This is a genomic window from Mycolicibacterium sphagni, assembly GCF_002250655.1.
GTDB classification, from domain to species: domain Bacteria; phylum Actinomycetota; class Actinomycetes; order Mycobacteriales; family Mycobacteriaceae; genus Mycobacterium; species Mycobacterium sphagni.
On sequence record NZ_NOZR01000004.1, the window covers coordinates 283,271 to 308,703 of the forward strand.

Below are 25,433 nucleotides of genomic sequence, written 5' to 3' on the forward strand. Positions count from 1 at the left end.
GCCGATGCGCTCACCCGCCACCTTCGCTCCCGACGCCGTGGTGAACCCGGAACATGTTGCCCGGATCGTATTTTCGCTTGACTTCGAGCAATCTCGGGTAGTGCGGGCCCCAGAACGAGGTTTGCCAATCCGGCTCGAAATAGTCGGCCTCATTCGAGTAGGCCCCGCTGGTCGGTGTCACGGCCCTGATGATCTTCATAGCGGCATCAACTTTGGCAGCCGACGCTCTGCCTTGCGTCAGGTTCGGTTCGTGCCCCGGCAGTCCGGGGTAAACGCGCTCTTGATGCGTGCTCACGATCAGTAGGGCCGGCGAATCGAAGACCACTGGATTCACTGGTGTCCGCCGCGTGCGTTCGATGGCATCCGCGTCAGCACCGGACAAGCCCTTGTTGAAGTGCAGCGTAAATCGATGCTGCCGGGACGCCGCGAACAAAGCGTCGGCGAGCACCTCGGCCGAGGCAGGGTCGAATAGGTGCATCGGCAGCCAGCGTGACTGATAGCTGCAAATGAATTGGGACACCTCGCTCTGGTTGGGGGCCCACCAATATTGCGACGCTGGCTGGCCGGGTCGGTTATCGCGGGTGATGAAGTCGGGATCGGCGTCTTCCCACCATGCGCTGTCCCAAAGCGACTCGAAAGGGAACGCCCTGAAGTTCACGGCTGCGGCATAATTCTCCGGCTGCGCAGCGACCCAGTCGAGAAGTGGCTGCCACGAGCCGCGGGCGTCGACTTCCGAGAGATCGAGAAACGTCATAAACAGTTCCAGTGCATTGTCAGCGCCGACCGTGATCTGCTCGCCCCACTGCGGATTGTTCAAGTTGGCCGCTGAGAAGGGGATCAACTCACCGATAAGCGCCCGGAAGGCGTCGTCGCTGTGCGCCTTGATGCTGCCGGTCACCAAACCCGCTAGCCGAGGGATGTCGTGCAAGAGCAACGTCGCTCGGGTCACCAGGCCGAAAGTTCCCCCGCCTCCGCCGCGCAGCGCCCAGAATAGGTCCTGATTCTGTGCCTCGTTGGCGAGCACGATAGTGCCGTCGGCGGTTACCACCTCGTATTCCAGGACACCTGCCGCGCCGGTGCCGAAGCGCTTCGAGAAGCTGCCGAAGCCACTGCCTTGGATGAAGCCGCCTGCTGCCCCCACGCTGGTGCACCCACCGCCCTGCACGTAGCGGCCATGCTGTGTCGCGGCGCCGTACGCTTCCAGCCAACGGGTGCCGGCTCCCACGCTGAGCGCGGGTACACCCGGGCCGCTCCCGCCGCTGATAGTGAAGTTGTCGTGGACCGTGACATCGCGCATGTTGTGCGTCCAAATGAGCAGGGAATCAGCTGCGTTGGAGCGGCCGAGATAGTCGTGACCGGTTCCTTTAACGACAAGCCTGATGCCGTGCTCCCGTGCGAAGTTCACCGCAGCCGCGACGTCGTACGCGGTTTCGGCGGCAACGGCATAGGGGCTGAGCGCAGCGTCCCACGCATCGACCCAGCCCATCGTCTGGGTCGCGCCCGGCTGGTCCTCATTGAAGAACGGGTTCTGCAGATTCTCCAGCGCTGCTGCGCAGTCCGCGCCCGAGGAGTCGCCAGCGCACGCCTGCAGTGGCGACGTGACTGTCAGCAGACGGCCGCCGACCTGAGCTCTCAGGGTGTCCCACTCCGCCGGGGAAGGCCATGCCGGCGTGGCGGCCGCGGTGGGAAGCCCGAGGCGCCGCACCGATCCGATCAGTGTGGCGCAGGCAGCATTAGCGGTAATGAGAAAACTCCGCCGGGAAATCACCAATTGTTGCTCCTTGCGGGGTTCTACGTCACGCAGGCGGAAGGTAGCAGGACGGCGGTGCTGCATGTCGAATTTTCACGACTATGCCGCAACGATGCCGACCCATGACATCGGGAAATCGCAGTCAGGACCTGGGAGCATCACAGGTCGTGAACACCAGCACCGACGTGACGTATTCGGAATCACTTCACGCGGCGCATCGTCCTACCGGGCACCTACGTGTCAGCCAACGGTTTTCTGGTTGGTGTCTCGTTGTGCCGAGGTCAAGCGACGGTCAAACTTGGTCTGGCGGCTTGTTAGATGTGTGATCGATCGTCGTCCACCGGATCTTTCATGGAGCCGATGACGGGAATCGAACCCGCGTATTCAGCTTGGGAAGCTGATGTTCTGCCATTGAACTACATCGGCCTGGTGTTGACGAAGAATAGCAACCCACCCGCCAGGGTTCACATGCTCCCGCGATCTCAGCCGATCGATTCGTTGACGAACGTGCACTCGTCCTCAAGCGTGTCGAGCATCGCAGGAATCGAGATGTTGAGGCGGCGCAGCGCGCGATAGGTCAGATTCTGCGTCGAACGACTCCCGAAACCGTTGACGAAGCCGGCATTTCGATAGTCGCCCAGCGCGTCGTCGAGGGTGCCGAACCGCGAGCATTCGAACCCTTTCCGCTGTGCGGCATACGCCGAGACCAGGCTGTTGTACTCATCGATGAACCTCGTCATGTCGGTGGCCATCTGTGCGCGGTCGAAATGATCGGGTTGGCGGGTGGGCATCACGATCCAGCGGTCCTCGGAGACCGAGTACTGGCCGATCCCGGGTTGGGGTTCGTAACTCTGGGTGCGCTCGGCGTGGAACGTCACCTCCACCGGGACGCCGTTGAACGTGATCCTGCCCTCCTGACGGCGCTCGACCGCGTCGTTCAGCAGCTTGAGCAACCCGTTGAGCTGCGCCGGCGCAAACGACGGGGAGTGCGTGAACACGTGGATGCCGAAGTCGGAGGCATCGTCGTACTCGTAGGAGGCATTGCTGCCGAACAACTCCACCGAGTCGACGGCCAACCCGTCGATCCCCGACGTCGCCACCACCCGATTGACCACCTGTAGCGACATCTGCCGCACATCGGCCTTCATCTGGGTGCCCTCCCAGATCCGTGGATCCAGTTCGGTCGGAAACGCCGTGATCGCGTCGATCGCGGCGGTGACCGTCTGCGAGGAGCCGTCGGCCAGCGGCAGCCCCTGGTCCGGGTCGGCGTGTGCGGCCGCGCAGCCCGCGACCATGAGAAGGACGATGAAGATCCTCGCGATGCCGAGTGCTACCCCCATGGCTGCCCCTCTCCGGGCTATACGCTCGTCGCGTGTTGCTCTCAGATCGTGACATCCGCACCGCCATCGCCGACGGACGCCTGGGCATTGACCCCTTCGACGACACCCTCGTGCAGCCCTCGAGCGTGGACGTCCGGCTGGACAGCCTTTTCCGGGTCTTCAACAACACCCGCTACACCCACATCGACCCCGCCAAGCAGCAGGACGAGCTGACCAGCCTGGTCCAGCCCGAGGACGGCGAGCCGTTCGTGCTGCACCCGGGCGAGTTCGTCCTGGGCTCGACCCTGGAATGCTGCACTCTGCCCGACGACCTCGCCGGCCGGCTGGAAGGCAAGTCCTCACTGGGGCGGCTCGGCCTGCTGACGCATTCCACCGCGGGGTTCATCGACCCCGGCTTCTCCGGGCACATCACGCTGGAACTGTCGAACGTCGCTAACCTGCCGATCACGCTGTGGCCGGGCATGAAGATCGGCCAGCTGTGCCTGCTGCGGCTCACCAGCCCCGCGGAAAATCCCTACGGGAGTGCCAGCGTCGGATCGAAATACCAGGGCCAACGTGGGCCGACTCCGTCGCGTTCTTATCAGAACTTCATACAGTCCAAGCCGGGCGGGTAACCTCGAAGCTCCAGGGGTCAGTTCAACCACCAGCTAACCCGATTGGCTGTAACACGTCCGCCACCAGCGGCGATGTTATCTCTAGTCGAGCGGCTTAGCAGGGTGGAGTACGGCAGCGGGTCGGGGAGATCCAGCAAACAACCTTGGAGGGGTAATGGACATCGCACTCGGTGTGTCCATGACGCCAAAGACGGTGCGCATGGTGCTGGTCGAAGGCGAGAAAGCGGACGGCGTGACCGTCGACCATGATGTCTTCGACCTTGCGACCGGCGAAGGCGCAGCAACCGCGGCCGAACAAATTGTCGCGGCGATTCTCGGTACCCGGGAGAGCGCCACCGAAGGTGGGCACCGTCTGGTGTCCACCGGTGTCACATGGACCGATTACGCCGCGGCTGCGGGCCTGCGGGACGCGCTGGCGTCGCACAAGATCGACGACGTCGTCCTGGTGTCGGAACTACACGCCGCGGGTGCGCTGGCCCAGGCGGTCGGGCAGACCGTCGGATATGACCGCACGGCCCTGATGCTCCTCGACCGCGACGAGGCGACCGTGTCGGTGGTCGAGACCGCCAGCGGCGACATCGTCAAAGTGCAGACCGAGAGCCTGCACGCCCAGGACGCGGTGGCCGAACTGCAGCGCATGATCACCGGCCTGGAAGCGCTTGACGCGCCGCCGCAGGGTCTGTTCGTCCTTGGCGCCGGTGTAGACGTGGCCGCGGTGAAGTCCCAGCTCTCGCTGGGCACCACGCTGCCCGTGCACGCCCCCGAGGAAGCCGAACTGGCCCTGGCGCGCGGTGCCGCGCTCGCGTCGGCGACAGCGCCCCGCTACGAAGCCTCGACCGTCGGCTTGGCCTATGCCCAGGTCGTCGACGGCACGACCGCCGGCAAGGTGTACCCCGCCGGCCTGGACACCCAGATGGCCGAAGCGGGCACCCAGGTGGCCGCGGCCGGCTATATGGCCCCGCTGGGCTACAGCGAAGTCCTCGACGATGCAGACGGCGAACTCGGCTACGGCGCGGTTCCCGGCGAACTCGACTTCGCTCCGGACGAGCCGACCCGCAAGCCGTTCCTGCTGGTCGGCAGCGCGCTGACGTCGATTTTCGTGATCGGTGTGGTGGCATTGGTGATCTCGCTGGCGGTCAGCATCCGGCCGACGGTCGATCAGCGGCCCAGCCCGGCCCAGAGCGTCGTCGTGCCGAGCAGTCAGGCCGCAGCACCCGTTGCCCCGGAGGCCGCGGCGCCGCCTGCGCCGTCACCCCCGTCGGTACCCGACACCATCAAGGAGCCCATCCCCGTCGTGCAGCAGGCACCGCGGACGGTGTACGTGACCCCCGCGCAAGCCCCGGCTCCGGCGCCCGTACCTGCGGCACCCGCACCTGCTCCCGCCGCGCCCGCGCCCGCACCGGAGGCCCCGGCACCGGTTCCGGACGCTCCGGCGCCCGCGCCGATCGCCCCGGTGGTACCGGCTCCTGTTCTGCCGCCAATCATTTCGCTGCCGCGCAGCCTGCTTCCGCCGTTCCTGCGGCCGCCGCGGCAGCAGTCGGAGTATCCGAACTACCCGTCGCAGCAGTACCCGTCCTATCCGTCACAGCAGTCGCCGGGCTACCCCTCGTATCCGTCACAGCAGTCGCCGAGCTATCCCGGCTCGGGTTCGGGCGGCTACGGCTCTGGCTCGGGCGGCTATGGTGGCGGATCCGGTGGCTACGGGTCCGGCGGATCACACAGTTCCGGTGGCGGTTCGCAGGGCCCGTTATGGCCCTGGCCTGGCATGGGGAACTGACGAGTTCCGAGTTCACCGGCCGTTAGCCTCACGCTAAGTGTCGCGATGCGGTGACATCATCGGGACTGCCTATAGAGGGCAGTATGCGATGCACAGTCTTTGGCACCGGTTATCTGGGAGCAACTCACGCCGCGGGCATGGCCGAACTGGGCCATGACGTAGTCGGGATCGACATCGACCCCGGCAAGATTGCCAAGCTGTCGTCGGGCGACATCCCGTTCTATGAACCCGGACTGGCAAAGATGTTGCGGGACAACCTCTCCGCGGGTCGCCTTCAGTTCACCACCGACTACGACGTGGCAGCCGATTTCGCTGATGTGCACTTCCTCGGCGTTGGAACTCCACAGAAAAAGGGCGAATACGGCGCAGATCTGCGGCATGTGAACGCCGTGATCGACGAATTGGTGCCCCGTTTGACCCGGCACGCCGTGATCGTCGGCAAGTCAACGGTTCCGGTGGGCACTGCCGCCGAACTCAGCCGGCGCGCCCACTCGCTGGCCAGAGACGGTGTGGACGTCGAAATCGCCTGGAACCCGGAGTTCCTGCGCGAGGGCTTCGCAGTGCAGGACACCCTGCACCCGGACCGCATCGTCGTTGGCGTACAGCCCGATTCAACGCGTGCCGAGGCGGTGTTGCGGGATCTGTACGCTCCGCTGCTCGCCGAGGACATCCCCTTCCTGCTGACCGATCTGCAAACCGCGGAACTGGTCAAGGTCTCCGCCAATGCTTTTCTGGCCACCAAGATTTCATTCATCAACGCCATCTCCGAGGTGTGTGAGGCCGCCGGTGCCGACGTGCGCCTGCTGGCCGATGCGCTGGGTTACGACCCCCGCATCGGGCGCCGATTCCTCAACGCAGGACTGGGTTTCGGCGGGGGCTGCCTGCCCAAGGACATCCGTGCCTTCATGGCCCGCGCCGGTGAGCTGGGCGCCAACCATGCACTGACCTTCCTGCGCGAGGTGGACAGCATCAACATGCGCCGCCGCACCCGGATGGTCGAACTGGCCACCACCGCCTGCGGCGGCTCGTTGCTCGGCGCCAATGTGGCGGTCCTCGGTGCGGCATTCAAGCCCGAATCCGACGACGTGCGCGATTCCCCGGCGCTCAACGTTGCCGGCCTGCTGCAGCTCAACGGCGCCACGGTGAATGTCTACGACCCCAAGGCGATGGAGAACTCCCAACGACTGTTCCCGACGCTGAACTACTCGACCTCCGCGCTGGAGGCGTGCGACCGGGCCGACGCCGTCCTGGTAGCGACCGAGTGGCAGGAGTTCGTCGACCTCGACCCCGACCAGCTGGCACAGACCGTTCGGGCCAGAGTCGTTGTCGACGGCCGCAATTGCCTCGACGCCGCACGCTGGGCGGCCGCGGGGTGGAACGTTTACGCATTGGGTCGCCCGGTGGTGACGTAGGTTCGTTGAGTGGACTTCACAAGCGCACTGATCGCCGAAAACGCGGCATTCGCTGACCTTCTCCGCGACGCAGACCTGTCGATTCCTGTGCCGACCTGCCCGGAGTGGACACTCGAGCAGCTGATGCGCCACGTCGGGCGCGGCGACCGCTGGTGCGCCCAGATCGTCGCCGAGCAGTCGATGGATTACATCGACGCCCGCACGGTCGAGGGCGGCAAGCCGCCGGCCGGCCGGGACAACCAAATCGATTGGGTGCTGGAAGGTCCGCGGAAGCTCGTCGACGCCGTCGAGCGGACCGGCGCTGAGACGACGGTGTGGACCTTCATCGGGCCAAGGCCTGCCAAGTGGTGGATCCGGCGGCGCCTGCACGAGGTCCTCGTCCACCGGGCTGATGCCGCGATCGCCCTAGGCGTCGAGTACCACGTCGAGCCTGCCCTGGCCGCTGATGCCATTACCGAGTGGCTGGAGCGGGTGGTCATCAAGGCCGACGAGGAAGGTCCCGCCGGCGGCGACCGGCCGCTGGGTGACGGGCAGTCGCTACACCTGCACGCCACTGAGCCCGACCTCGGCGAGGCCGGGGAGTGGACGGTCTTCGGGCGCCCCGACGGCATCGCCTTCGACCACGAACACGGCAAGGCCACCGCCGCGCTGCGGGGGCCTGCGCGCAGCCTGCTGCTGGCCGTCGTGCGTCGTCGCACCGCCGCCGAAGAAGGCCTGGAGGTATTCGGCGACGCGAGTGTCTGGGACACCTGGCTGGACCGCACGCCGTTCTAGCCCGGTAGTTTTAGCGAAATGAGCACTTCGGAGATCGCCACCGTTCTGGCCTGGCATGACGCGCTGAGCACCGCGGACCTCGACACCTTGGTCTCGCTGTCCAGCGACGACATCGAGATCGGGGACGCCGGCGGCGCCGCGCAGGGCCATGCCGCGTTGCGCGAGTGGGCGCAGCGCGCGGCGGCCACCGTCGAGGTGGGTGACATTTACTACCGCGACGGGGTCGTCGTCGTCAGTGAGCGCCTGACCTCGAATAACGACCCGTCCGACGTCCGCAACGCGGCATCGGCGTTCCGGGTGGTGCACGACCACGTCACGTCGGCGTTCCGTCACGACGACCTCGCCGCGGCCCTGGCCGCCACCGACCTGTCCGACGAAGACCTGCAGGTCTGACCGAGCTGGTCATGTCAGGCTGTGGCGGCTACCCGCTGTCGCTGCTGGACCAGGGGTAGCCAGCACCGCGGCGATCGCGGTGGTCAGCGGCACCGACAATGCCAGCGCGATGCCGCCTACCGCCGAGCGGGCGAGCTCGATGGCCACGCCTTCACTGGTCAGCACGTCCCATAGCGAGCGGTTGGCCACGCTGAACAACAGCAGCAGCGGCAGCGAGCTGCCGGCGTAGGCCAGCACCAGGGTGTACACCGTGCTGGCGATGTGGTCACTGCCGATTCGCATGGCGCGTAAGAAGATCTGGCGACGCGACCCGAGACCCGTCTGGGCGAGCTCGAAAACTGCGGAGGCCTGGGTGATGGTCACGTCGTTGAGCACACCCAGCGAGCCGATGATGAACCCGGCCAGCAGCAAGCCCTGAATCGAAATGTGCCCCATGTAGGCCGCGACCTCGTTGTTCTGGTCCTGTGACAGGCCGGTCAAATGCGCCAGTTCGATTGCTGCCCAGGATAATCCCGCAGCCAGCAACATGGCAGTCAATGTGCCGAGCAGGGCCGCACTGGTGCGCAGACTGACGCCGTGCGCCAGATAGATGACGGCGAAGAGGATGACCGCGGAGGCGACCAGTGCGACGGGAACCGCTGGGGCGCCGTCCCGTAACGCCGGAAGCAGGAAGACCGCCAGCACCACGAAGGCGACGACGATCCCCACCAGGGCGCGCAGCCCGCGCCAACGGGCAACCGCCACAATGACAATCGCGAATACCGCGGCCAAGGCGATCAACGGCCAGGTGCGCTCGTAGTCGTAGAAACCATAACTGGTCGCGCCCTGCTGGTCGACCTGGCGGAAGATGCGAATCGTGTCGCCTGCCAACAGGTTCGGCTGGCCGGGACCAGGGGAGAACTCCAGCATGGTCGACGCGCCCTGGTTGGGCCCGCTGTCGATGGCCACCATCGTCTGCACGCAGGTCCCGCTACCGGACACCCCGGGCGCCGGCGCCGCGGTGAGGACCTGGCCGGCCGACGGGCTGCCGCAGTCAGCCAGACTGCTGGATGTCACGTGACCGCCCTCAGTGGTGACTGCACCGCCGGCGCCGTTCTGGAACGGCAGGGGGATGTCGACCTTCGCGCCGCTCGGCCATAGCAGGACCGCGCCGACCACCGTCGCCAGACCGATCACGGCTAGGGCGATCACCACGACCCGGGCGGCCAGCGGGCTCAGCGGTGCCGGGCCGCTATGGGAGTGTGAGTGCATCACCCGGTCAGGGTAGAGCTGCTGGGCTGGGTATTTACTGGCGGTAGCTGGCCAGGAAATTGCCCAGCCGTTCGATGGCCCTGCTCAGATCCCGTGCCCACGGCAGTGTCACGATCCGCAGATGATCGGGTGCCGGCCAGTTGAAGCCGGTGCCCTGGGTGACCAAAATCTTCTCTTGCAGAAGCAGATCCAGCACGAGCTGCTCGTCGTCATGGATGTCGTGGACCTCGGGGTCAAGCCGCGGGAACGCGTAAAGCGCGCCGGTGGGCTTGACGCAGGACACCCCCGGGATCTCGTTCAGCTTGCTCCAGGCCACGTCACGCTGCTCGAGCAGCCGCCCGCCTGGCAGGACCAGGTCGTCGATGCTCTGGTGGCCACCGAGCGCCACCTGAATGGCATGCTGCGCAGGCACATTCGGACACAGCCGCATGTTCGCCAGCAAGCTGATGCCCTCGATGAAGCTGCTGGCATGCTCCTTGGGCCCGGTGATGACCAGCCAGCCTGACCGATAGCCGGCCACCCGGTAAGCCTTGGACAGCCCGTTGAATGTCAGAGTCAGCAGATCCGGCGCCAGCGAGGCCAGGCTGATGTGCTTGGCGTCGTCGTAAAGGATCTTGTCGTAGATCTCGTCGGCCAGCAGCAGCAGCTGATGCTTGCGGGCCAATTCGACCATCTGTTGCAGGATTTCGCGGCTGTACACCGCGCCGGTGGGGTTGTTCGGGTTGATCACGACGAGCGCCTTGGTGCGGTCGGTGATCTTGGATTCGAGATCGGCGACGTCGGGCATCCAGCCGTTGGTCTCGTCGCACAGATAGTGCACGGGGGTACCGCCGGCCAATGCAGTCGAGGCCGTCCATAGCGGGTAGTCCGGTGCGGGGATGAGCACCTGGTCGCCGTTGTCGAGGAGTGCCTGCAGCGTCATCGTGATGAGCTCGGAAACCCCGTTGCCGAGATAGACGTCGTCGATGTCGAATCGGGGGAAGTTCTCGACCAGTTCGTAGCGCGTGAAGACCGCGCGGCGGGCGCTGGGAATGCCCTTGGAGTCGGAGTAGCCCTGCGCGTCCGGCAAGGCCGCGATCATGTCGCGCATGATCACATCGGGCGCCTCGAAGCCGAAGGGCGCGGGGTTGCCGATGTTCAGCTTGAGGATGCGGTGACCCTCGTTCTCCAGCCGGTTGGCATGCTCGTGGATCGGCCCGCGGATTTCGTACAGAACGTCCTGCAGCTTCGTCGACTGCGTGAACGTGCGTTGCCGGGGGTGCTGGCCGGTGCCTTGCCACGGTAACTGGTGAGTAGTCACGGGACGATTGTCCCATTCCTGCGCAACCTGGTTTCCCTCGTCGCGGTTTGTAGCTTTGCTGTGACCTGTTGTGTCACGTTTCGAATTCAATTATGGGACGCCCCGGATACAACTGTGACTGCGCTGTGCGGGATCGCGGAAGTATGGCCGAAGTCACTGCTAGCTTGATGCGTCACTACCGGCCTAACGGCGCAAAGGGATGAAACGTGAAGATCACACGCACACTGACGACTGCTGCTGCGGCGACGGTTGCTGCCGCGCTGAGCTTTGCTGCTTCCGCTGCTGCCGATCCAGCACCAATCAATGGCACCTACGCTATTCAAGGAGGGGCTGACGGGGCAGTTGTGAATGTCGCGTCGAATTGCGATCCCGTTGTCGACGGGTGCACCGCGAACGTGGCGAGCACCGTGGGCTGGACCAGTGTGGCCACCTATAGCAACGGCCAATGGAACTTCACCGTGACCAAACCGGACGGGGTGGTGTGCGACGACGGCAACTCCATGCCGATCCGGATCGCCTATTCGGTGAACGCCGCCACCATGGCTGGGACCATCACTGGCGATTCCAACGGGGACTGCCCGGGCGGGCAGGTCACGCAGGCACCGTTCCAGCTGGTCAAGGTCGGCTGAGGCGTCGCCCAAACTGTAGTTATCGACGCAAAGTTCGAGTAGCGGTGTCGACAACTACAGCCTCGCGGGAAGCTACTGCCTAGCGCTTGCCTGGTGGGCGTGCGCCGCTGGCGATGCCGAGCCCCTTCACCGGCGGGGCGTCAGCCTTGGGCTCCTCGGCCTTCGCCTCGGGTACCGCGGCCGGCTCTGTTGTCGCCGCGGGCTCAGGCTCGGCGGCCGGAGCTTCAGCCGGTGCGGCCGCAGCCGCGGGCTTCTTGGCGCCTGGGCGACGGGCGCCGGAAGCGATGCCGAGGCCCTTGACCGGCGGCTCCGCAACGGGCTCGGCGGGCTTGGCCGGCGCCTCCACCGCAGGCGCTGCTGCGGGCGCCTCGGCGGCAGGTGCCGACGCTGCGGGGGCTTTCTTGGCGCCCGGCCGCTTGGCTCCCGAGGCGATGCCTAGTCCCTTGACGGGTGCTTCCGCAGCCGGTGCCGGGGCTTCCGCCTCGGGTGCGGCTGCTGTAGGTGTTTCGGCTGCCGGTGTTTCGGCTGCCGGGGCGGCGGCCTTCTTCGCGCCGGGACGCTTTGCGCCAGAAGCCATTCCGAGACCCTTGACCGGCTGAGCTGCCGGCGCTTCCGCGGCCGGTGCCGCTGCGGCAGGTGCTTCGGCTGCCGGGGCGGCGGCCTTCTTCGCGCCGGGACGCTTGGCCCCGCCCGCAATACCCAGACCCTTGACGGGCGCTGCTTCCTTGGCTGGCTCCGAGGGCTCGGCAGCGGCGGGCTCGGCAGCGGGTTCGGGCTCAGCCTCGGTTGCTGCAGGAGCCCCGGCCGGTGCTGCCGCGACGGCAGCCGCCGCAGCTGCTTCAGCCGCTTTGGCCGCGGTGCCCTTCTCCGGCAGCGTGACCGTGCTGAGGTCCAGCGAGCCCAGCAGCAGCTGGGCAACGTCGAGAACGTCGACCTTCTCGATATCGCGCGTCGCAGCGACGTCGTCGACGCCGTCGGTGATCATCACGCGGCAGAACGGGCAGCCGGTGGCGATCGTGGAGGCGCCGGTGTCGATGGCTTCCTCGGTGCGCTCGGTGTTGACCCGCTTGCCGATGTGCTCTTCCATCCACATGCGCGCACCACCCGCGCCGCAGCACAGGCCGCGGTCGGCGTGGCGTGGCATCTCCGTCAGATGTGCACCAGCCGCGCCGATCAGCTCACGGGGCGCGTCGTAGACCTTGTTGTGCCGGCCCAGATAGCACGGGTCGTGGTAGGTGATGTCCTGCCCGACGGGCTTGACCGAGACAAGCTTCTTGTCCCGCACCAGGCGGTTGAGGAGCTGCGTGTGGTGCAGCACCGTGAAATTGCCACCCACTTGCGGGTATTCGCGGCCGAGGGTGTTGAAGCAGTGCGGGCAGGTGACCACGATCTTGCGGTCGACCCGCTCGACACCCTCGAAGAGGTCGTTGAGGGTCTCGACGTTCTGGGCGGCGAGCTGCTGGAACAGGAACTCGTTGCCCGAGCGTCGTGCGGAGTCGCCGGTGCAGGTCTCGCCCGTTCCCAGAACCAGGAACTTCACGCCTGCAACGGCCAGCAGCTCGGCGACGGCCTTGGTGGTCTTCTTGGCGCGATCCTCGTAGGCGCCGGCGCAGCCGACCCAGAACAGGTACTCGAAGCCGGCGAAGCTCTCCACGTCCTGGCCGAACACCGGGACGTCGAACTCGACCTCGTCGATCCAGTTGGTGCGGTCAGAGGCGTTCTGCCCCCACGGGTTGCCCTTGTTCTCCAGGTTCTTGAACAGAACACCGAGCTCGGAGGGAAATTCGGATTCCATCATGACCTGGTAGCGGCGCATGTCGACGATGTGGTCGATGTGCTCGATGTCCACCGGGCACTGCTCGACGCAGGCCCCGCAGGTCGTGCACGACCACAGCACGTCGGGGTCGATGACGCCGCCTTGCTCCAGGGTGCCCACCAGCGGGCGGGTCGCCTGCTCCGGGCCGGAGCCCATGATGCGCTCGAAACCAGACTCCGGGACCGCGTGATGCTCGTCGTGCTTGGACTCGATGAAGCCGCCCTCAGTGGAGACGAGCTGCTCGGCTTCGTTCTCCCCGTTGGGCATCGGCTTACCGCCGATGATGTAGGGCGCCTTTGCGAACAGGTGATCGCGCAGGTTCATGATGACGAGCTTGGGAGACAACGGCTTTCCGGTGTTCCACGCCGGACACTGGGACTGGCAGCGGCCGCACTCGGTACACGTGGTGAAGTCGAGATAGCCCTTCCAGGTGAAGTCCTCGATCTTGCCGCGGCCCAAGATCGCGTCTTCGGCGGGATCCTCGAAGTCGATCGGCTCGCCCTTGTATTCGACCGGGAGCAGCGGGCCCAGGGCGTTGGGCAGCCGCTTGAAGGTGACATTGATCGGTGCGAGGCCGATGTGCAGGTGCTTGGAGTGCAGCACGATCAGCAGGAACGCCAGCATGACGCCGATGTGAGCCATCAGCGCGATGGTCTCGATCCAGACGTTGGCCGTGTGTCCGAGCGGAGCCAACACCGCGGCCATGCCGTGCGAGAAGAATGCGCCCCAGCCGTAGGGGAAGTCCTCACCGAGCGCATTGACCGAGGCGCCCCGGAAGAACGCGAAGGTCAGGATGACCAGGAAAATCATGAACAGGATCAGCCAGGCGCCGCCGGTGTGCGAGCCGTAGAACCGGGAATCGCGCCCATGCTCCTTGGGCTCGGAGCGCAGCCGGATGATCGAGAACACGATGATGCCCAGGAGCACGGCGACAGCGAAGAAGTCCTGCAGGAAGCCGAGCGCATTCCAGCGGCCCACCAACGGAATGTGGAATTCCGGGTTGAACAGAACGCCATAGGCCTCGAGGTAGACCGAGCCGAGGATGAAAAAGCCCCACATGGTGAAGAAATGCGCGAGGCCCGGGATCGACCATTTCAGCAGCTTCTTCTGCCCGAAGACTTCGGTGAATTGGGCCTTGATCCGGTCGGGGATGTCGTCTTTGCGGCCGCTCTCGTCGCTGATCGGCTGACCCGACCGAATCAGGTTGGTCAGGAACTGGACGCGGCGTGCAGCGAACACCAACACGATGGCGGTGGCCAGCAAGCCAACTATCAGTCGGCCCCAGTCGAGAGCGGTCACGGAGTGCCTCCCAGTTATGTTACCCAAGAGTAACTTAGATCAAGTTACCGACCAGTAACTTGACTCCATTCCAGCTCATAGTTGCATCCCCGCCATTAGCCTCGCTACAAAGGCTGACCTAACTTAATGCGGCGCTCCTCCTCGGGACTTAATGCGGCGCTCCTCCTCGGGTTCGTTCCCCACCCGCATTGTCGCTGCCGCGACTTGGACCGAGTGGTCGAGGTCTCAGCTCTCGGTCGTCAAAATCGCCCGCAACATCGACAGCATTTCCGACCGGGATTCCGCACCGAGCCGGCGCCGAATGCGTGCGACGTGATGTTCGACGGTCTTGGCGGAGATAAACAGCTGCGCGCCGATATCGCGGTAGGGCATGCCCAGCAACAGGAGTTCCGCCACCTCGCGCTCGCGGTCGGACAACGGCGACGACATCGGCCGGGCGCCGGTCGACGCCAGTCCGGCCGCCTCGTAGGCCGGGCCCTGCCCGTCGTCGCTCATGGTGTCGCCCACCGACAGCTTCAGATCACGGGCTACCTGCAGCATGAGCCCGGACACCTTGGGGTCGGAGGTCTGCAGTGCTGCCTGCCCGGCCAACCGGGTGGCATCGGCGGTGAGGCCGAATTGAGCGAGCCCGCGTGCAGCAGTGGCCACCTCGTCGGCGTCGACCTGCCCGGCCAGCACCCGCAGCCAGCTCCGCCCGGCGACGGCCAGCGCCTTCGCGAACGGACTGTGCACGGCGGCAGCGGTGAGGGCCTGACCATGCGGTGCCACCGCGGCCGGGTCGTTGGCCAGGATCCCGGCATGCACGCCGGCCCACCGCAGCGGCACCGACCAGGTGGGCGGATCGCCCAGCGACTTGAGCAAGCCGAAGGCCTGCTCAAGAGCGGACGTCACCCGGTCCTGCTGGCCGAGTCGGGCCGACGCGACCCACAGCTCGCCCAACGGCAGTAGCGAGAACAGGTCGACCGAATACTCGACCAGCACCTCCATCGCCGCATACCAATGCTTCTGCAAAGCGCCGCTGTCCCCGCCGCGCCGTGCCAACGCCGTGCGCAGCGCCGCCGTCCACAGCGCATCCCGGCGATGTGAACCGTCGATGCCGTTGATATCGGAGCCGGCCGCGGCGAACTGACCGTCCTGCATCTTGGTCCAGCCCAGCAGCAGGCGGTGCCGATGCCCGTACAGGGCGTCCTCGCTATCCCGGCCGGTGCGGACCGCCCTGGCGATCACGCTGCGCGCCCGGACCGGATCCCCGCCGTGCAACGCTGCCAGCGTGACCAGTGCCGCCGGACTATCCGGCAGCACCTGGGCGGCCGAATGCTCGGCGGCCATGGCCGCCCCGAGTTTGACCGCCGCGGTCGCGTAGGGCGCCTGCAGGGTCGACAGCAGACCTTCGGCCAAGCTGCGCGCGGCGCGCGAGGCCGCGGTCGGCGGCCCCAAACTGTCCACGGCCAGCGCGCGTTCGGCCGCTGCGGCATCCCCGGCCGCGACCAACACGATCGCGGCCGCGGCGCTGACCGCCGCATCGGGATAGGGGCCCAGCCAGCTGAACAACTCGGCGGCCTGCGCGGAGTTGCCGTTGTGCATGGCAACGCTGGCGGCCACCCGCACCGCGGCGGCCCGCTCTGCGGGATCCTCGGAGGTCAGCAGGTCGTCAGCCTCGGTCGCGGCCGACGTGCACTCACCGGCCAGGGCCAGCGCATCGGCCAGCTGCGCCCGTAGTTCCACCGCACCCGCGTCAACGGCGGCCCGGTAGAGCTGGGCGGCTGAAGCGGGATCCGTGCGACCACTGCCGGCCTGTCGGCGCAACACATCAGCCAGCTGTTCGTCGCGCACACCGTGTTCGGCCAGCCGCAGCGCGAGATCCGGTGAGAGCGTGGACATCGCGATCTGTGAGCGCAGCAGTGCGGTCTCGCTGTCGTGATGACGGGCATTGCCCAGGATCTGCGCGGCCGCGCGGTGCACCGAACGAAGGAAATGCGGGCTGTGCGCGGGCTCGACCAGGCCGGTGGCCCGGGCGCGGTCGATCAGCAGCCTGGCCTCCTCGGTCGGAACATCGAGTGCTGCAGCGAGATCGGCGGCACCCAGGTCTCGGCTCAGCGAGGCGATGAGTAGCGCGTCGAGTTCGGGTTCACCGAGCCTGCGCAATCGGTCGATGAGAGCGAATGCCGCCGCCTGCGCGATCGACCCCGCCGAGTGCGGGCGAGCCGACGCCAGCGCGGCGGCGACCAGAAATGGGATGCCTGCCGTGGCGACGAGGATGTTGGTCACCAACTCGGTGCGGGGCGGATGCCCCGACGGGTCTGTCATCAACCGCGATATCTCACCAGATGGCATCGCCGTCAGCGCAATTCGTGGACGCTCTCGTTCGATCGCCGTGATCAGCGCTTGCAGGTCCTCGTCGTAGTCGCGCGGCTGCACCGCCACGACGAGAGTCGCCGACGGATCGCCTGCCACTTCGGTGAGCCGGCGCAGTTCGGTACCGTCCAATAGGTGGGCGTCGTCCACCACCACGGCGGTGTGTGCGGCGTCATCGGGTGCCGGTGCTCGTGTCAGGACGGCAGAACCGGCGTCGCGCAACGCATCACGGATCGCGACGAGAAGGGTGCTCTTCCCCGAGCCGATGCCACCGGTCACCAACAGCTTGACCGGTGCCGAACCCACCGCGCTGACAGCAGCTTGAGCGGTCGGCGAAAGAGTTTGCACCGGAATCGAATCGGCCATTGTTGGCTAATTCGTCGGAGGTGGCGTCACGCCGGTGAGGATCGCGTGTGTCGTCGGCGGGGCGACCGTGGTGGTCGGCGGCGCGACGGTGGTGGTCGGCGGGGGCCGCGTTGTCGTGGTCGGCGGGGGTTGCGTGGTGGTGGTCGTCGTCGGAGGCGGTGTGGTCGTGGTCGTTGTCGTGGTGGGCGGTGTCGTGGTGGTGGTGGTGGTCGTCGTCGTGGTTGTCGTAGTTGTCGTGGTGGTGGTTGTTGTCGTCGTCGGCGACGTGGTGGTCGTCGTGGTCGGATCGGTGGTCGTAGTCGTCGTCGGGATAACGGTGGTGCTCGCCGGGATCGTCGACTCGGTCGCGTTGCCGTCCGAGCCGGTGATCGTAACTGTCTGCGGCGGAACAATACTCGTCGCCGGCGCTCCGCTGGGTTGCTCGCCGGGTTTGGTGACGCGGGTTGTCGTGGTGGTCGGGGTGCTGTCGGCACTGGTCAACGTGATCGCCAGTCCGCCGACCGCCATGGCCGCGAGAACCGCGGCGATGCCGAACAGCAGCGGCGGACGCCGGTACCACTGCACCGGCGCGTCGACCACCGCGGTCTCTTCGTCCGGCTGATCGAACTCGACCATCGGGCGGGCGCCAGTGGCCCCTTGCGCCTGCTGGGCGTAATCGAAGGTGTAGTCCTCGCCGGAATACGGCACGGGTTCCGAACCGCGAGTGTCGTCTTGCGACCAGGCCAGTGCACGGAACGTCGCAGAAGGTGAACCGTCGGTGGCCGACTCCGTGGCGGCCGCTCCTGCCGTCCCGGCCGCCCACGCAGTCGGCGCCAGTCCCGTGGGCGCGTCGGCAGCGGCGACTGCCATGCCGGTTGGCGCATCGGATATGCCGCCGCTCGCGGCGATTACCGCGGCACCGACGGCCGCGTTCAGCCCCGGCAGCGGTGTGGTGATCACCGGAACGCGTAATTCCTCGGAAAGCCGTTGAGTGAGAAGCGGTATCGCTGCTCCGCCGCCGACCGTGGCGACAGCGGCCAGATTGACCGCGGGAATCCTGTTGCGTTCCAGCGCGTCTCCGAGCGCATCGAGGAATCCGGCCAGGGGCTCGGCTATCAGTGCTTCCAATTCCGGCCGGGTGACCCGGATGTCGGATCGGAAGCCGGGCAGTTCGGCCGGCACCACGGTCGCGGTCTCCGAAGACAGCCGCTCCTTGGCCAGCCGGCACTCGTTACGCAACCGGGTCAGTGCGCCGACTGCGTTGGTGCTGGCCGGGTCCACGTTGGCGGCGCCGCGGATGCCGTCCAGCACCTGGGTCAACAGCGCTTGGTCGAGCTGGTCGCCGGAGAAGTCCGCGAAGCGCACCGTCTCGCCGATCGGCTGTAGGTTCGACCCGGCGTCCGCCAGCGTGATGTTGGCGCCGCTGCCGCCGAAATCGCACAGCGCGATGACGCCGCGATCGGGTAGACCCGGGTCTGCCTGCAGGGCCGCTAGCGCGGCCGTCGCATCCGAGATCAACAGCGGCGGTACACCGTTGGGAGACAGCACAGGCCGGGTGCGCAGCGCACCACGCAGGGCGCCAACCGCAGCGGGACCCCAGTACGCGGGGACGGCGACCACCAGGCTGGACGGCGGTGCGCCGTCGTCGACCGTGCGGGCCATCGCCTCGAGCGCCTCGGCGATCAAATCGTCGCTGCGATGCGGTGAACCGTCGGCGGCCACGAGCGGCACCGGATCGCCCACCCGCTCGACGAACCCGCGGAACACCTGACCGGCCTCGGCGAGATTCGGACTGGTCAACTCGGGATTCTGGGAGGGCAACCCGGCCTCGGCGGGCCGATTGCTCCACAACGTGAGTACCGATCGGCGGGTCACCGGCTGGCGGCCCGGGCGCGCCGCTACCAGGTTGGTCGCTCCGATCGACAACCCCAGCGATTCGCTCAATTCGCCCATCCCTTCGCTGCCGTGTCGGCGGCCGTCTTCACCTTAAGTGCTGCCCACCCCAAAACCCGGCAGCAATCCCCTAATGCCGTCGAAACCCCTAAGGTCACACCCCCTAACGCCGCTGCGGATCGGGTGGCTTCGACACCGATCCCGGCGGGTCTGTCGCCCGATAGCATTCTGGACAGCAGCTGGTGGACCACTGTGACTATCGGCGGTAGGAGGGAAGACGTTCCATGGCAAACTCGTTGCTCGACTTCGTGATGTCGCTCGTGCGAGATCCCGATGCCGCCGCGCGGTATGCCGCCGACCCGGCCGGAGCGATCGCCGACGCCCATCTCCCAGACGTGACCAGCGCCGACGTCAATAACCTGATCCCGATGGTGGCCGACTCCCTGTCCGGCCCGATGTCCGGATCCGCGTTCGGCCCTGGTGCAGGAGCCGGGGGAGACGGCAACGTGTGGGCGAGCGGGGCTGCGACCGCCGCATTCGACGCCTTCGACGCACACGTGCCCGCCGCACCGGCGCCGGTCGACCGTCCGGTGATCACCGACGTCGCCCAGCACACCGACCCCGCCGCGGGGCTCATCAGCGACCCCGGTACGGACCACGCCGCGGTGGGCCTGTCGCTGCCAGACACTTCAGCGCAGGTCAGCGACGCCGGCTTCGAGCACTCCGCGCCTGCCGACGCCGGCTCCGACTGGGTGGACCACGCCGCTTGGGACCACACCCACGTCGATGACAGCCACGGCACCACAGACCATCCCGGCTTCGACCTGTTCTGAGTCCCTTCTCGAAACCCCACGTCCATAGTGACGTGGGTTTTGTGGTTTTTGCGGGCTGCCCTAGGGGGCCCCTAACCCCCTAGCGCCGCACCCCTAGTGACCCCTAGTAGGGGCTCTGTGACGAGGGGTAGCGGCCCCGTTTTCGTCTGCCGTTGAGCTTCATAACGTGGTCTGCAGATCGCCGGACAGGCCGGCGAGCACCTTCACCGAAAGGTCCCGAGCATGCTCACTCTCCTCGACTGGATCCTCGACCTGTTCCGCAACGAAGACGCCGCACGCGCGTTCGTTGCCGCGCCGGATCAGACCATGCGCGACGCCGGGTTCGCCGGTGTGACGGCCGCCCAGGTCTCGACCATCGCGGCGACAGCTGTTCCGGGCCTGATGCTCGGCGACGGCGACCCGGTCGTCGGCCTGCAGCGGGCGGTGTCCAATCAGTACGGTTTCGCCCCGGCCTACCAGCCGACCTTCGAACCGGTCTACGCACCGTCGCCGACCTTCGCCCCGCAGACCGACACCTCGCTGCTGAGCCCGGATCAGAACGCCGGCGCCAATGCCCAGCAGGGTGCGGTCAACATCGGCTTCGGCGACATCACCTTCGGTAACAAGACCACCAACACCGCTAGTAACGGCGGCGTGGTCGTCGACGGCCACAACCGCGGTGACATCGTCAGCGGTGACGGCGCGGTCCTGGGCAACGGCAACGACGTCAACAACGGCGACGTGCTGGCCGGAGCCGGCTCCAATGTCGCAGTTGGGCACAGCCACATCGCCGACAACGGCACCACCGCCACCGGCGGCAGCACCGTGATCAAGGACAACAACGGTCCGGTCTTTCACGACGTGGACGCCAGCGGCGGCACCGGCGGCGGCGCCTCGGCCGGCGGCAGCCTGATCGGCCTCGGCGGCGGTCATGCCTCGGGCGGCAACGCGGGCGGTGGCGGGATCACCATCGTCGACAACCAGACCGACACCCGCACCGCGACTACCGTTACCGATCACTCCGACAACTCGGTGCACCAGACCACCGACAGCTCGGTGCACGACTCGTCCAGCCAAACTTCACTGGACTCCAGCCACGACACCACGCTGGTCAACAGCCACCTCGATGCCAGCCACGACTTGGCGCTGGCGTCCGGCAACCACGTGCTGGGCTTCTGAGCAATCCGGCGACGGCGGGGATCTCCTTCAGGATGTCTGGCGGTCCCCGCCGCTGGAGTGCGCATACGGTGTAACCGCGAGCACTGGGAGGGCATGTGACGCAACCGCAGGACCCGCGCCGGGTCAACGTGATCGTCGAGCTGATCGATCACACCAGCGCGATCGCCGACCTCAACGACCGTGGCGACCTGGTCGCCCGACTGGCGGTGGCCAAGGAGCGCATCACTGATCCGCAGATCCGGGTGGTGATCGCCGGCCAGCTCAAGCAGGGCAAAAGCCAGTTGCTCAACTCGCTGCTCAACATGCCGGTGGCCCGCGTCGGCGACGATGAGACCACCGCGTTGGTCACCGTGATCACCTACGCCGAGCAGCCGACCGCCCGCTTGATCGTCTCGGCGGGCGAGGGCGTGCCGCCGCAGGAGATCGAGATCCCGATCGACGACATCCGGCACGATCTCCGCCGGGCACCGCAGGCACAGGGCCGAGAAGTGTTGCGTGTCGAGGTCGGTGCCCCCAGCCCGCTGCTCCAGGGCGGGCTGGCATTCATCGACACCCCAGGCGTCGGCGGGCACGGTCAGCCGCATCTGTCGTCGACCCTCGGGTTGCTGCCCGACGCCGACGCGATGCTCATGATCAGCGACACCAGCCAGGAATTCACCGAACCGGAGATGAGGTTCATCCGCCAGGCCCACGAGATCTGCCCGGTCGGTGCCATCGTGGCCACCAAGACCGACCTGTACCCGTACTGGCGCGAGATCGTCGCGGCCAACACCGCGCACCTGCAGCGGGCCGGCCTGACGCTGCCGCTGATCCCGGCGTCGTCGCTGCTGCGCAGCCATGCGATCGAGCTCAACGACAAGGAGCTCAACGACGAGTCGAACTTCCCGGCGATCGTCGCCTTCCTCTCCGAGAAGGTGCTCTCCCGGGAAAGTGATCTGGTTCGCGATCATGTGGTGTCCGAAATTCGCTCGGCGGCAGAGCATCTCAGCATGTCGGTGAACTCCGAGCTGGCTGCCCTGGCTGATCCGGACGAGGCACGCCGGCTGACCGAGGACCTGGAGCGCCGCAAGCAGGAAGCCCAGGACGCACTGCAGCAGACCGCGCTGTGGCAGCAGGTGCTCAACGACGGCATCGCCGACCTGACCGCCGACGTCGAGCATGACCTGCGCGCCCGGTTCCGGTCCATCACCCAGCACATCGAGGGGGTCATCGACGGCTGCGACCCCACCCAGCACTGGGCCGAGATCGGTGCCGAGGTGGAGGATTCCGTCGCCAACGCCGTCGGCGACAACTTCGTGTGGGCCTATCAGCGGGCCGAGGTGCTGGCCGCTGATGTCGGCCGCACCTTCGTCGAAGCCGGCTTGGACGCCATCCAGATGCCCGAGGTGAGTGCGGCCGAGATGGGTGCCGGCGTGGGCAGGCTCAAATCGCTGGCCCGGCTGGAGGCCAAGCCGATCGGCAAGGGCCACAAGGTGATTACCAGCATGCGCGGGTCCTATGGCGGTGTGCTGATGTTCGGCATGCTCACCTCGGTGGCCGGTCTGGGCATGTTCAACCCGCTGTCGCTGGGCGCGGGTCTGTTGCTCGGGCGCAAGGCTTACAAGGAGGACATGGAGAACCGCATGCTGAGGGTGCGCAATGAGGCGAAGACCAATTTGCGCCGGTTCGTCGACGACGTGCTGTTCGTGGTCTCCAAGGAATCGCGTGACCGGCTGAAAAACGTCCAGCGCCAGCTGCGCGACCACTATCGCGGCATCGCCAACCAGACCACCCGTTCACTCAACGAATCGCTGCAGTCCACCATCTCCGCCGCGCGGCTGGAGGAGACCGACCGCAACAACCGCATCCGCGAACTCGAGCGGCAGCTCAACATCCTCACGCAGGTTATCGATAACGCCGAAAAGCTCTCTCCCGCAACCCCTATCCGCTAGGGCGAGGCCGTTCGAGTCTGGTTGAGCCGTGGACCACTGGTGCTACGTGTTCCCGGCGGGTTCGTGACGCGGGTCGGGAAGGTGCCGGGGAAGGTCGGTGCTGTCCGCTCCGCAGGCGGGATGTCGGACGTATCGCTGGCAGACGTCGTCGTGCCGCTGGTGGCGCTGTCACTCGGCAGCCCGATCTCGGTGGTCGAGAGCCGCACCTGCGGGTAGGACGTGGACGTCGAGGATTCCTTGGAGTTGCCCGCGATGTGCGGTGCCTCGGGCACATAGGTGCCGGGCGGCGCCACGGTCTCGGTCCCCGGTGAACTCCACTCGCTCGACATCGTGATCACGGCATAGACCAGAAGCGTGATCACAGCCAGTCCGAGCACTCCCGCAGCGGAGGTGGCGGCCGAGGTGCGGTACCACGGCGTCGTCACGGGGTCTGGTCCCGAGGGCATGGCGGCTGATCCTAGCTGCGATGCGTACAGCGCGCCGAACCGTAGACTCGTCGTTCGATGAGCACCAGCGATCAGGTTCGCGCCATCCTGGGCGGCACCCGTCGCGCCTACCAGGGCGAGCCCGCGTACCGCGAACGGCCCGACGTCTTCAACGAGCTGGACCGCATCGCCGCCCGGCTCAACCAGCCGATCCGCATCGCCCTGGCCGGGACGCTCAAGGCCGGCAAGTCGACACTGGTCAACGCGCTCGTCGGGGAGACCATCGCGCCGACCGACGCCACCGAGGCCACCCGCCTCGTGACCTGGTTTCGGCACGGCCCCACCCCCAAGGTCACCGCCAACCACGTCGGCGGGCGCCGCTCCAACGTGCCGATCGCCCGGGATGGTGGGCTGACGTTCGACTTCGGCCGTCTGGACGCCCACGACATCGTCGACCTGGACGTGGAATGGCCGGCCGCCGAACTCACCGACGCGACCATCATCGACACGCCCGGCACCTCGTCGCTGTCGCAGGACGTCTCCGAGCGCACACTGCGATTGCTGGTGCCCGAAGACGGCGTGCCCCGAGTCGACGCGGTGGTGTTCCTGCTGCGCACGCTCAACGCTGCCGACATCGCCCTGCTCAAACAGATCGGCGAGTTGGTCGGCGGGTCAGCCGGGGCACTCGGGGTGATCGGCGTGGCCTCCCGGGCCGACGAGATCGGCGCAGGCCGCCTCGACGCGATGCTGTCGGCCAGGGATGTGGCGCAGCGGTTCACCAGCGAGCTCGACCGGACCGGTATCTGCCAGGCCGTGGTTCCCGTCTCCGGGTTGTTGGCGCTGACCGCGCGCACATTGCGGCAGAGCGAGTTCACGGCGTTGGAGAAGCTGGCCGCCGTCGACGCGATCGAGCTGAACAAGGCGATGCTCAGTGTGGACCGCTTCGTCCGCGCGGACAGTGCACTGCCGGTCGACGCGCAGACACGCGCGCAACTGCTGGACCGCTTCGGGATGTTCGGAATTCGGATCTCCATCGCGGTATTGCGTTCAGGGATAACCGATTCCGTCAGCCTGGCCGACGAGCTGCTGGAACGCAGCGGGCTGGTGTCGCTGCGTGATGTGATCGACCAGCAGTTCGCGCAACGCTCCGAACTGCTCAAGGCGCACACCGCGTTGGTGTCGCTGCGCCGGTGTGTCGAGCGGCACCCGATCACGGCGACGCCGTACATCATCGCCGATATCGACCCGTTGCTGGCCGACACCCATGCCTTCGAGGAACTTCGGCTGCTCAGTCAACTCCGCTCGCGCCCAACGACTTTGACTGAAGACGAGATGGTGTCGCTGCGTCGCATCATCGGCGGTTCAGGAACTGACGCTGCAAGCCGGCTGGGCCTGGCACCCGAAGCTCTCGACGACGGGCCACGCGCCGCCTTCGCCGCTGCGCAACGTTGGCGGCGCCGTTCGGAACATCCTCTCAACGACCCGTTCACCACGCGGGCTTGTCGCGCCGCTGTCCGCAGTGCCGAGGCACTGGTCGCGATGTACGCCGCTACTGACCGCCGTTAGGGCGCGGGAACAGATTCGGCAACGTGGGCCGCTCGCGGGTGGTCACCGTTTGGGTCACCGTGCTCACCGAGGTGGATACCGATGTGCTGGTGCTGGTGCTGGTCGACGGCTCCGTCGTGGTCGTCGTGACCGGTGCCTCCGTCGTCGTCGTGGTGGCCGGCGCTTCCGACGTCGCAGTCGGGGATTCGGTCACGGTCTGCGTGACGGGCGCCTGCGGGGCGCCCGGTGCCGAGGTCGCTGCTGAGGTTCCCGCTGACGTCGACGTGGTCGGGGAAGTCGTCGACGTGCCGGCGGGACCCGAGCCGTTGCTGCCCGTGAACTTCACCACCGCGTAGACGAGGAGGGCCAGCACGATCGCGGTGAGCACACCGAAGCCGACCAATGCTGCCGGTTTGCGGTACCACGGGGTGGGTTCCGGCGGCGGGTAGCCGCCGTAGCCGGTGGGCGCTGCGTAATCGGCCTGCTGGAACTCGCTGTAGGCCTCGCCGCCGCTGCCGCCGTAGTTGGCGTACTGCGTCGGGTCACTGTCGGAATAGTTGCTCGGGTCGGGGGAACCGTCACGTGCCACGGGT

19 protein-coding genes and 1 tRNA gene are annotated in these 25,433 nt (G+C 66.8%); 10 read left to right on the forward strand and 10 right to left on the reverse strand.

What is annotated here, in order from left to right:
- Nucleotides 1-10: 10 nt before the first annotated feature.
- From CG716_RS06985 to CG716_RS06995, 3 genes are all read right to left on the reverse strand, one after another.
- Nucleotides 11-1,834, reverse strand: a complete 1,824-nt coding sequence (locus CG716_RS06985; protein ID WP_094477779.1) for an FAD-dependent oxidoreductase — start codon at nt 1,832-1,834, stop codon at nt 11-13.
- Nucleotides 1,835-2,102: 268 nt separating this feature from the next.
- Nucleotides 2,103-2,176: transfer RNA gene (locus CG716_RS06990), tRNA-Gly, on the reverse strand.
- A gap of 56 nt (nt 2,177-2,232) precedes the next feature.
- A complete protein-coding gene (locus CG716_RS06995; RefSeq protein ID WP_094477782.1) occupies nt 2,233-3,090 on the reverse strand; it encodes a hypothetical protein in 858 nt (285 codons plus the stop codon).
- A 32-nt stretch (nt 3,091-3,122) separates the two neighbouring features.
- Between CG716_RS06995 and dcd the strand changes: the two genes are divergently transcribed.
- From dcd to CG716_RS07020, 5 genes are all read left to right on the forward strand, one after another.
- On the forward strand, nt 3,123-3,704 hold the full coding sequence (dcd, locus tag CG716_RS07000; protein ID WP_094477784.1) for a dCTP deaminase: 582 nt from the start codon (nt 3,123-3,125) through the stop codon (nt 3,702-3,704).
- 154 nt (nt 3,705-3,858) lie between these two features.
- The gene (locus tag CG716_RS07005) at nt 3,859-5,481 is read left to right on the forward strand and encodes a DUF7159 family protein (protein ID WP_094477786.1); all 1,623 of its coding nucleotides are present in this window, start codon (nt 3,859-3,861) and stop codon (nt 5,479-5,481) included.
- Nucleotides 5,482-5,564: 83 nt separating this feature from the next.
- Nucleotides 5,565-6,893 (forward strand): UDP-glucose dehydrogenase family protein, encoded by a 1,329-nt coding sequence (locus CG716_RS07010; protein ID WP_094477788.1) that lies wholly within the window; start codon nt 5,565-5,567, stop codon nt 6,891-6,893.
- A 9-nt stretch (nt 6,894-6,902) separates the two neighbouring features.
- The gene (locus tag CG716_RS07015; RefSeq protein ID WP_094477790.1) at nt 6,903-7,667 is read left to right on the forward strand and encodes a maleylpyruvate isomerase family mycothiol-dependent enzyme; all 765 of its coding nucleotides are present in this window, start codon (nt 6,903-6,905) and stop codon (nt 7,665-7,667) included.
- An 18-nt stretch (nt 7,668-7,685) separates the two neighbouring features.
- On the forward strand, nt 7,686-8,060 hold the full coding sequence (locus tag CG716_RS07020; RefSeq protein WP_094477792.1) for a nuclear transport factor 2 family protein: 375 nt from the start codon (nt 7,686-7,688) through the stop codon (nt 8,058-8,060).
- A 9-nt stretch (nt 8,061-8,069) separates the two neighbouring features.
- Here the strand turns inward: CG716_RS07020 and CG716_RS07025 are convergent, their stop codons facing one another.
- Nucleotides 8,070-9,311 carry a YibE/F family protein gene (locus CG716_RS07025; RefSeq protein WP_165774055.1) on the reverse strand — a complete coding sequence of 414 codons (1,242 nt, stop codon included), beginning with the start codon at nt 9,309-9,311 and terminating at the stop codon, nt 8,070-8,072.
- 34 nt (nt 9,312-9,345) lie between these two features.
- Nucleotides 9,346-10,611 carry a pyridoxal phosphate-dependent aminotransferase gene (locus CG716_RS07030; RefSeq protein WP_094477796.1) on the reverse strand — a complete coding sequence of 422 codons (1,266 nt, stop codon included), beginning with the start codon at nt 10,609-10,611 and terminating at the stop codon, nt 9,346-9,348.
- Between the two features lie 206 nt (nt 10,612-10,817).
- Between CG716_RS07030 and CG716_RS07035 the strand changes: the two genes are divergently transcribed.
- Nucleotides 10,818-11,240 (forward strand): hypothetical protein, encoded by a 423-nt coding sequence (locus tag CG716_RS07035; RefSeq protein ID WP_094477798.1) that lies wholly within the window; start codon nt 10,818-10,820, stop codon nt 11,238-11,240.
- 79 nt (nt 11,241-11,319) lie between these two features.
- Here CG716_RS07035 and CG716_RS07040 read toward each other — a convergent pair whose 3' ends face one another.
- From CG716_RS07040 to CG716_RS07050, 3 genes are all read right to left on the reverse strand, one after another.
- Entirely contained in the window at nt 11,320-14,355 is a 3,036-nt protein-coding gene (locus CG716_RS07040) for a (Fe-S)-binding protein (RefSeq protein WP_094477800.1), read from the reverse strand.
- Between the two features lie 225 nt (nt 14,356-14,580).
- Nucleotides 14,581-17,076: an isoniazid response ATPase/transcriptional regulator IniR gene (gene iniR / locus CG716_RS07045; protein ID WP_094477802.1), complete on the reverse strand. Its 2,496-nt coding sequence runs from the start codon at nt 17,074-17,076 to the stop codon at nt 14,581-14,583.
- Between the two features lie 6 nt (nt 17,077-17,082).
- Nucleotides 17,083-18,999 carry an Hsp70 family protein gene (locus CG716_RS07050; RefSeq protein ID WP_094477918.1) on the reverse strand — a complete coding sequence of 639 codons (1,917 nt, stop codon included), beginning with the start codon at nt 18,997-18,999 and terminating at the stop codon, nt 17,083-17,085.
- A 233-nt stretch (nt 19,000-19,232) separates the two neighbouring features.
- On the opposite strand from CG716_RS07050, the gene CG716_RS07055 reads away from it, so the two are divergent.
- From CG716_RS07055 to CG716_RS07065, 3 genes are all read left to right on the forward strand, one after another.
- Nucleotides 19,233-19,781, forward strand: a complete 549-nt coding sequence (locus CG716_RS07055) for an Rv0340 family IniB-related protein (RefSeq protein WP_094477804.1) — start codon at nt 19,233-19,235, stop codon at nt 19,779-19,781.
- A 222-nt stretch (nt 19,782-20,003) separates the two neighbouring features.
- Nucleotides 20,004-20,939 (forward strand): IniB N-terminal domain-containing protein, encoded by a 936-nt coding sequence (locus CG716_RS07060; protein ID WP_094477806.1) that lies wholly within the window; start codon nt 20,004-20,006, stop codon nt 20,937-20,939.
- 95 nt (nt 20,940-21,034) lie between these two features.
- Entirely contained in the window at nt 21,035-22,870 is a 1,836-nt protein-coding gene (locus CG716_RS07065) for a dynamin family protein (RefSeq protein WP_165774046.1), read from the forward strand.
- Here CG716_RS07065 and CG716_RS07070 read toward each other — a convergent pair.
- On the reverse strand, nt 22,867-23,316 hold the full coding sequence (locus CG716_RS07070; protein WP_094477808.1) for a hypothetical protein: 450 nt from the start codon (nt 23,314-23,316) through the stop codon (nt 22,867-22,869). The genes CG716_RS07065 and CG716_RS07070 overlap by 4 nt on opposite strands.
- A gap of 57 nt (nt 23,317-23,373) precedes the next feature.
- Between CG716_RS07070 and CG716_RS07075 the strand changes: the two genes are divergently transcribed.
- Entirely contained in the window at nt 23,374-24,861 is a 1,488-nt protein-coding gene (locus CG716_RS07075; protein WP_094477810.1) for a dynamin family protein, read from the forward strand.
- Here CG716_RS07075 and CG716_RS07080 read toward each other — a convergent pair.
- Nucleotides 24,845-25,429 (reverse strand): hypothetical protein, encoded by a 585-nt coding sequence (locus tag CG716_RS07080; protein WP_094477812.1) that lies wholly within the window; start codon nt 25,427-25,429, stop codon nt 24,845-24,847. The two genes, CG716_RS07075 and CG716_RS07080, sit on opposite strands and share 17 nt — an antisense overlap.
- Nucleotides 25,430-25,433: the final 4 nt, after the last annotated feature.